The organism is Vibrio phycocola (assembly GCF_053850235.1).
This window is the reverse complement of record NZ_JBSQDJ010000011.1, coordinates 51,375-64,266: the sequence shown is the minus strand read 5'-3', so window position 1 is coordinate 64,266 and position 12,892 is coordinate 51,375. Positions and strand designations below refer to the sequence as shown.

Below are 12,892 nucleotides of genomic sequence, written 5' to 3'. Positions count from 1 at the left end.
AGCCAGCGATTTAGCAATCACTGGCCTTTTTACACACCAAAACTACGATTAACGACTATTTTTTCTCTTCAACTTTATATTCTAAGCTGTTGAAGTGGACTTCACTCGTTCCATTTTTAAACTGATTGTAAACACCCGCTTTAAAGTAACTATTTAGGTGACTCCAGTAGCTAATATCATGATCAACCTTAGTCTCTCCATTCACGTCAATCATAAGCGTTGAGTTGCCAACCTTAATATCAAACTGAGTGAGCTTAGTCATATCAACAGGGCCAAGGTCCAACTTTATGTATGCATTTTTACATTCAGGTTTACCTTTGTTCCCACTTTTAGAACCACAGTTCACTGCATTATTCTTAATGACTGCCCAGTAGTGATCGACTTTTCCATCACGCTCTCCTTCGTACACAACACGTAATAGAGGGTGAGGAATATAGCCAGAGCCCGTTGTACCACGCTCTGTTTTTCCTGAACCCGCATTGTGAACTTGCAAGAATGTCATCGCATCATTTTTAGAATCACTATCTTTAATCGAGTCTTTTGGATCAATCGGCATTAACGCAGCACTTAAGTGATAATAAGTATTTGGAAGTGATGTATCAAAATTATTCAATACTCTCACTTCACTACGGTTTTTATAACCTGACATCTTAAATATAAGCGCTTCAGAATCACTATCAACATAAAAGTGCTCACTGACGACACCATTAAAATTTCCCCCGGCTCCAAGCTCGGATTTATTACCAGCTTTACCTCCCGGATCAGAAACCTGTAATTTTGACTCAGAAAGTACCTCTTGGAATTGACTGTATTTAACAGGTTCCACGTGCTCACCAGCTGAACTTGTATAGGAAACACATACCCCAACTAATGCCATTGCAATTGTGGAAACTTTAAATTGTTTAGTTTTCATTCTCTTTTTACCTACCCTTGTCTACAAAGCTTAATCTAATTAAAAATGGGCGTTCGTTGTGATGGAAAGTATGACTCTAAAGTAATACAGATAACGAAAATAAAGTTTGCGACATTAAATAGCCTAATAGAACAAAAGGAGTACGAGAGAAAAACACAGCTCTTTCTTTTCGGACCGCAAGAGTGAGGGCCGTAACAAATAGAATCGCAGAGCCAGAAAGTGCAAACAATGCATTCACACTATGATGTTGTAACCACCATTCGGCTGTCGACCAAACTAATCCGAGTAGTAACACTCCGACTAGAGAAGTAGAAAACACATATGACTCAACTTGAGGAAGAATCAGCAATAATATAACAATGCCAGAAGCGAATAAGAGCACGGGCAACCACCAATGCATCACTCCTTCGGTAAAGCTCCAAAACGCTACACTATAAAGTAACGAAGCGATAGAAAACATGATAAATCGAACTTTACTATAACCACGCTGAATAAGAAGAAAATCACCTAAAATAGTTACACCAATTCCGGTAGCAACAGCAAGAAGAGCAATTGAATATTGATGCAAAGGGGCAACGAGAAGTACAAATAACCCTAACATGCCACTTAATACCAGTGAGGTATATTTTGCGACACTACCTTGATATGAAGACAATCCAGAAAATCGAATAACCATGACTCTTCCCAGCTAAATAACTGCTCCAGTGTAGAGCGCGAGCCTTAGAAATCCAACAGTGAATGCAAAAATTTCGATCTTGATATTAATAATTACTAGCAACCTCACCTAAACCAAAGTTAAGTACTCATCTGATTCGATACCGCTAAAACTAATCACAAATAACTCAGTTAGACACTATAGTCATCATAAATACTTACTAAAACCACAATAATTAAACTTTAAAATCAATACATTAAGGTTGTTAAGTTTATATTTTATGTATCAAGCTCAATGAAGATCATCTAGTAATTTAATCCACAAAAAACCTACCTCTTCATCGATGTTTTTCTTGGAAATAAAATATCGATATGAGTAGCAATCATTTCGAACACTGTTTAATGCATAATACTCTAACAAACTAAAATCTTCTTACTCAAACCAATAAAACCAACAATAAAATTTTGACACATATTGATAACATAGATAATTACCTTAAAATCAATGAATTAAATTAACTTTCACTCGTTCAATGACAATAACATCAACCATAAATGTCTATACCCTCACAAAAACCATGCTATTTACACGTCAATTTAATGACTAAACATGGTTTTTTACCGATTTGAACAAATAATTTGATCAAATCGGTAAAACAGTGCTATTCTGTATATTAATGAAGCAACACAGATTAAGGAGCAGTGTTATGATGACTTCATCACAAAAGCAGGGGCTTGTAATGATAGCGGTTGTCCTCGGTATCATGACACTCCCAATGCTTTACTAATCATTTGAAATAATTAAAAAAGAAAAAAGGACGCAAATGCGTCCTTTTTTCTTTTTATACTCAGCAAACACCATATTAATATTATTCAAACAAGTACCGAGATAGCTCTTCCCAATTTAAGTAATAAAAAATTAAACTCCCTAGAGTCATTACAATAAACACTCCCCATGCTGCTCGCCATACAAAACGCACTGAACGAGGTGTTAATGACTGAATACACGCATCAAACTGGTCGAAAAACCGCTTTTGATTATCAAACTTAAATCCATTTCCATTAATTATCTTATTACTAACCGTTGCGATATAACGAAGCTGTGGCACGATGTCATGAGGTAAGCGGCCTTCACAACTTGAAATTAATTGATGCAGTTCTTTACCTTGAGCATGATATTGCTCTCTAAGAAGGCTCTCGAGCTTTTCTGTTTTTACCACTACTTTTTCGATATCTGACATCAGATCCTCGCTTGCTCCAGCGATAGTCGGTTCAACTTAAAACAAAGTCTCGTAATTTAAAACGTGGTGACACAGTTATTATAAACGATCGCGAGAAAACTCTCTTAATCTCCCCCATCTTTCCTAAGTTAAATTTAAATCCATATCAAAATTAACCAATTCTCACGAATATGTTATGCATGACGAGGAAGTTTTAAAGAGATAACAGAAGTGATAATCAGAAAGACAAACGAAAACCACAAGCAGGCAGCTAAACCAGAGACCACAAATAAATAACCCGATAACATCGTTCCAATTAAACGTCCCATTGCATTAGCCATATAATAAAAGCCGACATCCAATGAGACACCATCTTCCTTAGCGTAACTAACGATAAGATAAGAATGTAACGAAGAGTTAATCGCAAAAACCGCCCCAAACGCCAATAATCCAACCACAATAACGCCTTGAGGGTACCACTGCATTTCGACTGCATAGGCAATGAGCCCAGTGATACATGCTAATAGTATCGCCCAGTAAAATACGGCTTTACCATCGGGGATCGTTCCCTTTGCTTTACCTGTTAGCTTAGGTGCAATGCCTTGCACCACTCCGTAACCAATAATCCAAAGTGCGAGAAAACCACCAACCCAATAATGATCCCAACCAAATACCTTGCCTAAATAAATGGGTAGTGCGACCACAAACCATATGTCTCGAGCGCCAAATAAAAATAGGCGAGCAGCGGATAAAATGTTAATCGCAGGAGATTTAGAAAATAACTCACTAAACTTGGGCTTACTTTTCGCTTTCCCTAGATCAGATTCAAGCCAAAACAAACTGCCAATCAATACAAACACTAATACTGTTGCCATTGCGACCACAGCATATTGGAACCCGATCGTTGTTAACAGTACTCCGCCTAAAAAGAAGCCAGCCCCCTTCAATGCATTCTTCGATCCCGTTAACACCGCAACCCACTGGAAAAGACGACCTTGTTGATTCCCTGAGACCAAACCTTTAATCGAGCTTTTTGCGCTCATTTTATTGAGGTCTTTTGCTATCCCTGATAAAGCTTGAGCAGACATCACCCATGGAATAGTTAACCAAGCAGTTGGAACCGCCAACATTAGCAACGCCACTATCTGCATCGCTAAGCCCATATTCATTGTCCGATTTAAACCTAACCTAGCACCTAGCCAGCCACCGACTAGGTTAGTTACAACGCCAAAGAATTCATAAAATAGAAAGAGCGAGGCAATGGTTAAGGCATCGTAGCCAAGCTGATGGAAATAGAGCACCACTAACATCCGGAGTGCACCATCGGTTAAGGTGAAATTCCAGTAATTAAATGTCACCAACATATATTGGCGTATTGAATTTTTCGCGTCAGCGGGTGAAGCTGAGTTCATCGAAAATACTCCATGTTAGGTGGTGATAGAGCATTTGGAACATGATGATCCAAATGCTCTATCAGCTGTACGCTATTAAGCAAATTGCTCAATGTATTCTATTTGAATACTTTTTTGAAAAGCCCCAGGACGCAAGGCTTGAACTTGAGTAATGATATCTGGCAGCTCCCAGCCTTTATCAAGCAATAGACGTGCTGCCAACAAACCAGTTCGACCAGAGCCTCCCATACAATGCAGAGCAACTTTGCCACTTTGAGTCATAATCGATTCAAGCTGAGGAGAAACATCCTGCCATTTTGCTTCAAACTCTGCATCAGGCGCACAATCATCTTCAATCGGTAAATGGAACCAAGTGATACCAAGCTTCTCACTAAGGTCACCTAGTTGTTCTACATTTTTGACTTTCATTTCATCACAGCTAATCGCGGTCACAATAGCCATAACACCTTGAGCCTTTAACTGCTCGAGCGAGCTTTGTAAGTCGGCTTCCTTCGTTCCAGGGCAAGGCATTAATACCAAAGCGCTATCATCAACCAATAATTCCCAAGTTGGATGTGTCATTCTCATTAATTCCTATGCTAAGCCGACTTTTTTCACTAATTCAGCGGTTCGTGTTGCATATCCCATTTCATTATCATACCAAGCATAGATCTTAACCATGCGAGTACCAACCACCATGGTCGACAACGCATCGACAATGGTTGAACGCTGATCACCACGATAATCAATCGATACTAATGGACGGTCTTCAAATCCTAAAATGCCGGCCATTTCGCCTTGTGACGCTTCTTTAAGTAGCGTATTTACTTCTTCTGCAGTGGTATCACGCTTTACATCAAAAATAATGTCCGTTAGAGAGGCGTTGGCTAATGGGACTCGCACTGCATGGCCGTTAATCTTTCCAGCAAGCTCAGGAAAGATTTCAACGATTGCAGTCGCGCTGCCCGTTGTGGTAGGAATCAAACTCATACCACACGCTCGGGCACGACGAAGGTCTTTATGTGGCGCATCGAGAATTGTTTGAGTATTGGTTAAATCGTGAATTGTCGTAAATGAGGACTGCTCAATACCTAATTTCTCATGGATAACTTTAACGATCGGTGCGATGCAATTCGTGGTACAAGAAGCAGCGGTGACAATTTGATGGGTATCAGGTTCAAAGATCGAATCATTAACACCAACAACAATATTCGCGATCCCTTCTTCCTTTACTGGCGCAGAAACCACAACACGTTTCACCCCTTGAGCAAGGTATTTTTCGAGTAATGACTTGTCGCGATGAACACCCGTAGACTCAATTACAACATCGCAATCGGACCAATCTACCGCATCGATCTCTCGGCATTGAGTTGTTTTAATTTCTTGGTCAGCGACAATTATTTTATCGCCATCGATGCTTACTTCGTGATGCCAGCGTCCTTGAATAGAATCAAACTCTAGTAAATGCGCTAATGTTTTAGCATCTCCAGCAACATCATTAATACGAACAAACTCTATTTCATCCCAGTCGAATGATGCTCTAAGTGCTAAACGTCCAATACGGCCAAATCCGTTGATACCGACTTTAATTGTCATCTCATTATCTCTCTAAAACTATCTTTCTTAAACTAAGTACAAGGACGAGCGCCCATCTTCTTTAGCCGCTCACTATCATTCAAATATTGTTGTTGTAAGCAATTAGACTGCTGTAACCCTTCAATCACTTTTCGCATCCAACCCGGTAGCGTTGACGATACTCGGTAATACACCCACTGACCACGTCGCTCATCCAATAGCACTTCACATTGACGTAGCTGTGCTAAATGACGAGATATCTTCGGCTGACTCTCTTCGAGTGCAGCAGTGAGCTCACAGACACACAGAGATTCTTCTCGTGAGATCAAAAGCAAGCAACGTAAACGTGTTTCGTCTGACAGTAATTTAAAAAACTGGTGAGGATCTATCATGATTGAATTCTTTAATATATGGATATGCATATATTAATACATAAAAAGATGAGATCAATAGCGTCATAACGAAGTCATCAAAAGTTCACAAACATAAACGCAAATAAACTGAGGGAAGGAAAGAATAAAATTAAAGATGCTTTAAGTCTTGGCTCCAACACTGAGCAATGTGGAAAAGCTTCGTCACTTCATGCATGGTCAAAGAATAATCATCACAATAAGTTTGCAAGAGGTTCCAATCTGCACTTTCAAGGCTCATATAAAAATCTAAAAGGTTACCTAACTCCCCTTCCCTGTGCGTCAACGCTTGTTTTACTGGTTTGGGAAGTTCTAATTCTTCTAAAGGAACGCCCATTAATGCATCCAAAAGAGAGAATAATCCGGTGAAAAATAGTTGGTCAGAGGAGTACTTGCAGGGAGCTTTATCGGCCATAAGCTGACAAAATCGAGCCCGTTGTAAAGAGAGGTTATAGAGTTCTCTAGGTTTGGTCTCCGAAAGATAAGAAACAATGGCCAGCGCAATGGGAATTTTAATATTATCTTCTCTGAGGGGAGCAAGAGGGGAATCCAATGATGCACGTTGTGTGCTAGAGAGTTTCAAAAAATCATAAATTATATTGAGTAAGTCATGCTGATTACCAACCAAACTCTCTAATCGATTTATATTTATATCGTTTCGGAAAATTTCGTTAATGAGTTCAAATATAGCCTGACGTTGTAAATTTACCTCTTGATCTTGTATCAAGATGGGTTGATGAAGAAAATCCCCCTGAAACAACTCAAACCCTGCTTCACGACTAGCAATAAACTCTTGCTCTGTTGCAACGCATTCAGCTAAGAACTTAGCCTTACATCCAGCAATGACCTTCGATGTCACAAAATGACAAGCGTAGTCGATTCCGGTAATGGCAATATCGATCTTAATAATATCAAGATAAGGGAGAAATCGTTCCCATTGAGGGGAGAAGACAAAGTCATCTGCGGCCAATTTATAACCACTACGATACAATTCTCGAACAGCCTCATATAAATCATCATCCGGATCGCATGTTTCCAAGATTTCGATAAAGAAAAAGCTTTTGGGCAATGTTAGTGGCAGGCGATTAATAAAGCCATGATGACAAAAATTCACAAAACACCGTGAACTGTTGTAGTTAGGATTGCACCCGTAGCGAGTAAAGTATTCGACAATTAAGCGATAGGTCGCTCGATCGAAAGCAATATGAGTTGGAAATGCATGACATTCACCATCACGAAACAATAGCTCGTATCCCGTCGTGACACGATCTACGTTCAATATTGGTTGTCGTGCCACATAGGTGTAATACATTTCGCTCCTTAACGAAAATAAACGTCACTCTCTTAGCTTAGGATCATCAGAAAATAGCATAATCGTTGCAATTAAGTTTAGCTAGTTTACTCTAATTAAGCCCGATTCATCCACTAACTAGACCAACATGTAACATTATGACTAGAAAAACCGTCTCTACATCACGATATACTCAAGAAACTGGCTATGAACAAGCGATGAGCTCATCGATTAGTGACTTTTGGCAGCAACGAGAGTCGGGTTACCATTCTTCATTCGACGGTTCATTACTACACTGGTGCAAGTTCTCCGCTGCACATCACACCAAAGCCATTTTTATTGTCAACGGGCGAATCGAGACTGTTTTCAAATACCAAGAGCTCTTCTACGATCTCTTTCAGCTCGGTTATGATATCTATTCATACGATCATCGCGGGCAAGGTTTATCCAAATACCCGCACATTGAAGACAGTATTGGTCATGTGGAGCAATTTCAAGATTACGTTTCCGATCTGGAAAGTATGGTCGAGTTTTTTGAATTGGACCACTATGAAAAAAAATTCCTCCTCGCGCATTCTATGGGAGGTGCGATAACGCTCCGCTATCTACAACAAACACCTCAACCGGTGTTTTCTGCTTGTGTCGCTGTTGCCCCGATGGTCGGTTTACCTGTTCCTTGGTATATGCGCCCTTTCGCAATCCAGTATACCCGTTGGTTAAGCCAGAAATCTTCAGTGCCGACCTTTGCTCCAGGGTACGGCCCCTATGAAACTAAACCATTTCTTAATAACCCGCTAAGTCAAAGCAAACAACGTTATAAATGGTTTCGCCAATTGTATAAACAGTTTCCTGAACTCCAAGTCGGTGGGCCAAGCATCACTTGGGTATGGCAAAGCTTGGTGACGGTAAAACAATTGCTAAATGATGCGAAAAAATTAAAAACTCCGCTGCTTATTCTTCAAGCAGGTAACGATCAAATTGTTGAAAACCAAGCACAAGTTAAATTAATGGACAAAGTTCAGACAGTTAACCAAGACGCACATTTGATGGCCATTAAAGGCGCAAACCACGAGCTGTTATTTGAGAAAGACGAATATCGAAATCGTTGCCTAAAGGAATTAACAAGGTTTATTGAACGCTACACAATTTCGTCTTAATTTAACATGAGAAAAAGAAACGCTGACATCGCCGAATCCCAGTTATTTTATAATTAATTTAATACGTGGTTATTACTACGATTCTACCCTATCTGAGACTTTTTAAGATGATACGATTTTTTCGCACATTGCTTCCATTAATCTGCACGATGTTTTTAGTTGCCTGCTCTAGCTCTAATCAGTCATCTTCAAAAGCGAATGACCCAAAACTCGCCAACCTGGCGATCCCTGATTCTATCGACTATCGCAATATCGTATTCCGTGGAAAAATGATTATTGGAGGAGAGACCAATTCCTTTATTCCGTGTGGCACAAATGATCAATACACACTAACACTTTCACCACAGTTAAAAGAGACGCTTGCCGATCAAACTCATTATCCTTATCAAGAATTGTATGGAGAACTCATTGGTTACCTAGATGTTCCAAGTCGATCTGGATTTAATGCCGACTATCGTGCTCAACTCGTGGTCAAACAGATTAACTTTGTTGCAGACGATGCAGTTTTGAGCTGTAGTCAACCTCCGCACCCAACTCAAGCACTAGGTCATTCACCAAAATGGCTAGTATCGATCGAAAATCAAGAAATGGTATTTGTTCCAGGGCAATACAATGTCGCTATAACACGTAAAGAACAGTTCAAGCAGCAAGTACGTTACTATGGTTTAGAGAGCTCTGTCATACTCAGCCCTTCACTCTGTCAATTGCAAGAAGATGGTCACTTATATGGTTGGGTGGCTTCTGCAAAAAGCAATTCAATTCGCTATAAAGGATGTGCTCGTGTCAGTAGCTTTGATGCTTTGGACGGATGGGAAGGTGAATACCAGGCACAGAGCCTGAATAATCAAGCATTAAACATAAAACTGACTCTAGGCAACACTCACGAAGCCATTACTCGATACTTTGACAATCGAACCCAAAGTGAAATCGTCGAGCGTGGTTATTGGCAAATACTGAATGCTACTCAAATCGAAGTCGTTATGACTCAAAACCAAGGACAGTATTTAGTTTCTCGACGAATATTTGATCGAATTGACGGTGGTATCAAAACCGATCAGGAGAAAATTGGTCAGCAGCTCTATCCCATTGGAAACGGTGGGATGCAATTATTTAAAGTCGAACCATGATTCCTTGCTCGAGATGCGGACTAAAATTTCAATGCATTTGTGACAAAATACCACGACTAAAAAGTGGCTTAACGCTGTCACTGATAACTCATGAGAAGGAGTTTGAACGAGAAACCAATACTGGTAAATGGCTGGTTGATTCGTTGCCAGATTGTCAGCGCTATCAATGGAAGCGCACTGAAAAAATCCCAGATTTGATAGATCGTCTTGAACAACCTCATCAAGTACCGCTTTTGCTATTTCCCAACCAAACGAGTCAACCATTGGGTTTGGCTTTAAAAAGAGCTCAAGAATGCCAACTGACTCCGCACTTTTTATTGCTTGATGGAACATGGCAAGAGGCAAAGAAGATGGAACGAAAAAGTCCATGGCTTGATAATATTCAGCGGGTTTCATTCTGCCCTAGTCAATCCTCTCATTACCAACTGAGGAAAAACCAACAAAACGATAGCCTATGTACATTAGAAGTTGCGATAGAATTGCTCTCAGCTTTAAAGGAGACAAAAAATAGTAAACAACTGAAGAGTTTTTTTCATTTTATGATGAAAAGTTACTTAGCAGATAAAAGTGGTCACATGCTGAAAGAAAACAGATATCTACTTGAGTAAGGTAGGCTTTCCAAGGTGATACCCCTGAATATAGTCAATACCCATATTTTCAACAATACGGCAGATTTCTCCATTGTGAACAAACTCAGCCACGGTTTTAGCGTTTAATACATGACACAATGTTATTAACTGTTGAGTAATATGACGCTGCTTCAAATTGGAGTCGATATCTTTAATCAAGCTGCCATCAATTTTTATCACTTGAGGCTCTAGTTTAATAATCTCATCAATATTCGAATAACCACTCCCGAAGTCATCAATGATAATTCTAGCACCTAAGGCTCGCAGCTGATTACATACATCGATCATACGAGAATAGTCTTTAATTTGCTCCGTTTCCAACACTTCGATACCGACGCGGGTTGGATCATCAATTTGCTTTATTGCTTGTTCAAGATGCTCCAACGTATGTTCACTCATAAAGTCTTGAGGTGCGAGGTTAATCGAAAAGGACTCAGAACGGTTTTTCATAATTTCAAAGGTTTTGGTTACCATCTGTCGACTCAAGCGAGTATACAAATGAGTACCTTCGATAATGGGCAAAAACTTACCTGGTTCGATAATACTGCTTCCATCTTGGATTCGTACTAAGCATTCATATGACGCAATTGAATGGTCGGAAGCATCGAATATAGGTTGTGCAAAAGGAACAATATTGTCGTCAAGAATGGCTCGACTCACGAATGACAGCCAACTTAATTGCTCAAGGCGTTTCTCATCTCGCTCAATTAATTCATTTGCGTTGTAAAATCGTTTATTGTTCTGGTCAGCATAGCGTCGTGCCTCTACTGATCTCAGTAATAAATCCTCAACAGGTTGTGCAGGGAAGTCACGTCGACTCACTAACCCACCATTGACCGAAACCGACAGATAATCCACATCAGGTAAACCAAATGGTTCAAAATTCACATTCTCTAGTGCATCGGTGAACTCAGAAAAATTTAACTGTACATATGCGTCATCTAAATCTGTGGTAAAGATAAATGCCCACTCACCTACACCAATCGAAAAGACTTCAAAAGTCGAATACTCTTTTTGCTTAATATAACTTTTGAAATATTCGCTGATATCAAGGAGCAGTTTATCGCCAACTTTATAGCCATACTTTTCATTAATACGGCTAAAGCCTGTCACTTTTAACGTCAATAGGTGTTGGTTGTCTTCGATACTCTCTAATCGTTGATGCAATGCTACTCGATTAGGTAAACCAGTATGATGATCAATACGATAGCTTTGTGTCAGCATATCGGTTTGCTGCTGAATCTGCTCTGCCATCGATTGATTTCGTATATCCAAATCTAAAAAGGAATTTTTAATCAAGCTAAACAGTGGGGATACTGATTTCGCGTAACTTATCGGGAGTTTACTATGGTGATGATTAGTTAAAGTTGAACTCTCTTTTTCTCTCATCGCGATAAAAGTCAAACTATGATGTAAAACCCTTTGCTTACCATCCAGCCGACAAAATTCCCCCATACAGTAAGTGCCATAAGTATTGGCCACATTCTGCATAGGAATTAATTCTGAATTGCCCTCCATAAAGCTTAATCGAGAGAAGCAATTATAGATAAATATCGATTCTGGAGAGCGCTGAATAAGCTTCTGAGAATAAATTTGTATTTTATCCAAGGAAAGGGATGGATGATTATAACAAAACCGTACTTTCGCCCCCTCTGGGATTTCTTTATCAAATAATATCCCTTCACTCCCCATATTTTTTATTGGGGCGTAAACATCTTGATTTTGTTCTTCACCGATAATAAATGGAAAATTTTTGATAAGCTCAAATGGAAATTCATCATTATCACCAAGATATCGATCATAAAGCTCTCTCACAGGTAAATTATCAATCTTTTCGACAACACAACCATCCGTCTTCGTCACAACAAACGATTCACCTAATGGATACCATTCAGTAAATCCACCTACATCGACATATAATTCGCTACCATGAAACGCAACTGCTACAAATGCGCTTTGATAAAGCTTTTCACCCAACAGTACCCACTGACCGTGTTCGGTATTACAGGATGCCCCACCGGCTATCGGGAAATCGATAGGGAGGTCAAACATAGATTGAATATCGTGAGGTTCAGCATGTTCAAAGCGATCGGCAAAACAAACTGCTGCTTTGGTATCTGGAGTGATGTTTAATGATTCAAGCTGTGTGACGTTTGCCTGGATAGGACTTGCAGTATAAGGAACGACAACGCTACTTAACTGTGTTTGTGAAAAAGCAGTAATCACTATCAGAGAATGATGCTCAACGATGTCACCATGTTCAATCAATTGCTCGCTGCTCATACCAATTAATGTGGCATGGGGAAACGATCGCAAAAGGATCTTTGCAAGTGCGCCAACGAGATCCTGTTCGCTATCCGAGAACAATTGGATCAATACACTTGCCCCCTCAAACTTATCTAGAGATTGAAGCTTAAGTTCCAACGACTCGCAATTTTCAACGATAAATGATTGAGTTTCCATAATTTCCAGTTTGATACTTCAACTAACGTATCAAGTGCCTAACACTGACGAGAAAAAAACAT

At 39.7% G+C, this 12,892-nt stretch carries 12 protein-coding genes; 3 read left to right on the top strand and 9 right to left on the bottom strand.

Annotated elements, in window-relative coordinates; all coding sequences use genetic code 11:
- Positions 1 to 55: 55 nt before the first annotated feature.
- The 8 genes from ACWU4D_RS14890 to ACWU4D_RS14855 form a co-directional block, all read right to left on the bottom strand.
- Complete coding sequence (locus ACWU4D_RS14890) at positions 56 to 913, bottom strand: polysaccharide lyase family 7 protein (protein ID WP_456052233.1); 858 nt, start codon at positions 911 to 913, stop codon at positions 56 to 58.
- 76 nt (positions 914 to 989) lie between these two features.
- Positions 990 to 1,589 (bottom strand): lysoplasmalogenase family protein, encoded by a 600-nt coding sequence (locus tag ACWU4D_RS14885; protein ID WP_456052232.1) that lies wholly within the window; start codon positions 1,587 to 1,589, stop codon positions 990 to 992.
- An 847-nt stretch (positions 1,590 to 2,436) separates the two neighbouring features.
- Positions 2,437 to 2,808 carry a DUF4145 domain-containing protein gene (locus tag ACWU4D_RS14880; protein WP_456052231.1) on the bottom strand — a complete coding sequence of 124 codons (372 nt, stop codon included), beginning with the start codon at positions 2,806 to 2,808 and terminating at the stop codon, positions 2,437 to 2,439.
- A 173-nt stretch (positions 2,809 to 2,981) separates the two neighbouring features.
- Positions 2,982 to 4,199, bottom strand: coding sequence for an organoarsenical effux MFS transporter ArsJ (gene arsJ / locus ACWU4D_RS14875; protein ID WP_456052230.1), 1,218 nt, complete (start codon positions 4,197 to 4,199; stop codon positions 2,982 to 2,984).
- A 75-nt stretch (positions 4,200 to 4,274) separates the two neighbouring features.
- Complete coding sequence (locus ACWU4D_RS14870) at positions 4,275 to 4,760, bottom strand: cyclin-dependent kinase inhibitor 3 family protein (RefSeq protein WP_456052229.1); 486 nt, start codon at positions 4,758 to 4,760, stop codon at positions 4,275 to 4,277.
- Positions 4,761 to 4,772: 12 nt separating this feature from the next.
- Positions 4,773 to 5,774, bottom strand: a complete 1,002-nt coding sequence (locus tag ACWU4D_RS14865; RefSeq protein ID WP_456052228.1) for an ArsJ-associated glyceraldehyde-3-phosphate dehydrogenase — start codon at positions 5,772 to 5,774, stop codon at positions 4,773 to 4,775.
- A 32-nt stretch (positions 5,775 to 5,806) separates the two neighbouring features.
- Positions 5,807 to 6,142: a metalloregulator ArsR/SmtB family transcription factor gene (locus ACWU4D_RS14860; RefSeq protein ID WP_456052355.1), complete on the bottom strand. Its 336-nt coding sequence runs from the start codon at positions 6,140 to 6,142 to the stop codon at positions 5,807 to 5,809.
- A gap of 133 nt (positions 6,143 to 6,275) precedes the next feature.
- Positions 6,276 to 7,475, bottom strand: coding sequence for an EAL and HDOD domain-containing protein (locus ACWU4D_RS14855; RefSeq protein ID WP_456052227.1), 1,200 nt, complete (start codon positions 7,473 to 7,475; stop codon positions 6,276 to 6,278).
- Between the two features lie 137 nt (positions 7,476 to 7,612).
- Between ACWU4D_RS14855 and ACWU4D_RS14850 the strand changes: the two genes are divergently transcribed.
- From ACWU4D_RS14850 to ACWU4D_RS14840, 3 genes are all read left to right on the top strand, one after another.
- Positions 7,613 to 8,611: an alpha/beta fold hydrolase gene (locus ACWU4D_RS14850; protein ID WP_456052226.1), complete on the top strand. Its 999-nt coding sequence runs from the start codon at positions 7,613 to 7,615 to the stop codon at positions 8,609 to 8,611.
- A 107-nt stretch (positions 8,612 to 8,718) separates the two neighbouring features.
- Entirely contained in the window at positions 8,719 to 9,738 is a 1,020-nt protein-coding gene (locus ACWU4D_RS14845; RefSeq protein WP_456052225.1) for a hypothetical protein, read from the top strand.
- On the top strand, positions 9,735 to 10,346 hold the full coding sequence (locus ACWU4D_RS14840) for a tRNA-uridine aminocarboxypropyltransferase (protein WP_456052224.1): 612 nt from the start codon (positions 9,735 to 9,737) through the stop codon (positions 10,344 to 10,346). Before ACWU4D_RS14845 ends, ACWU4D_RS14840 begins: the two co-directional genes overlap by 4 nt.
- Here the strand turns inward: ACWU4D_RS14840 and ACWU4D_RS14835 are convergent.
- Entirely contained in the window at positions 10,335 to 12,830 is a 2,496-nt protein-coding gene (locus ACWU4D_RS14835; RefSeq protein WP_456052223.1) for an EAL domain-containing protein, read from the bottom strand. The genes ACWU4D_RS14840 and ACWU4D_RS14835 overlap by 12 nt on opposite strands.
- Positions 12,831 to 12,892: the final 62 nt, after the last annotated feature.

What these genes read in the sequence shown, in the direction of transcription:
- ACWU4D_RS14890 (WP_456052233.1), bottom strand. Translation starts at nt 913, where the DNA reads ATGAAAACTAAACAATTTAAAGTTTCCACAATTGCAATGGCATTAGTT.
- ACWU4D_RS14885 (WP_456052232.1), bottom strand. Translation starts at nt 1,589, where the DNA reads ATGGTTATTCGATTTTCTGGATTGTCTTCATATCAAGGTAGTGTCGCA.
- ACWU4D_RS14880 (WP_456052231.1), bottom strand. Translation starts at nt 2,808, where the DNA reads ATGTCAGATATCGAAAAAGTAGTGGTAAAAACAGAAAAGCTCGAGAGC.
- arsJ (WP_456052230.1), bottom strand. Translation starts at nt 4,199, where the DNA reads ATGAACTCAGCTTCACCCGCTGACGCGAAAAATTCAATACGCCAATAT.
- ACWU4D_RS14870 (WP_456052229.1), bottom strand. Translation starts at nt 4,760, where the DNA reads ATGACACATCCAACTTGGGAATTATTGGTTGATGATAGCGCTTTGGTA.
- ACWU4D_RS14865 (WP_456052228.1), bottom strand. Translation starts at nt 5,774, where the DNA reads ATGACAATTAAAGTCGGTATCAACGGATTTGGCCGTATTGGACGTTTA.
- ACWU4D_RS14855 (WP_456052227.1), bottom strand. Translation starts at nt 7,475, where the DNA reads ATGTATTACACCTATGTGGCACGACAACCAATATTGAACGTAGATCGT.
- ACWU4D_RS14850 (WP_456052226.1), top strand. Translation starts at nt 7,613, where the DNA reads ATGACTAGAAAAACCGTCTCTACATCACGATATACTCAAGAAACTGGC.
- ACWU4D_RS14845 (WP_456052225.1), top strand. Translation starts at nt 8,719, where the DNA reads ATGATACGATTTTTTCGCACATTGCTTCCATTAATCTGCACGATGTTT.
- ACWU4D_RS14840 (WP_456052224.1), top strand. Translation starts at nt 9,735, where the DNA reads ATGATTCCTTGCTCGAGATGCGGACTAAAATTTCAATGCATTTGTGAC.
- ACWU4D_RS14835 (WP_456052223.1), bottom strand. Translation starts at nt 12,830, where the DNA reads ATGGAAACTCAATCATTTATCGTTGAAAATTGCGAGTCGTTGGAACTT.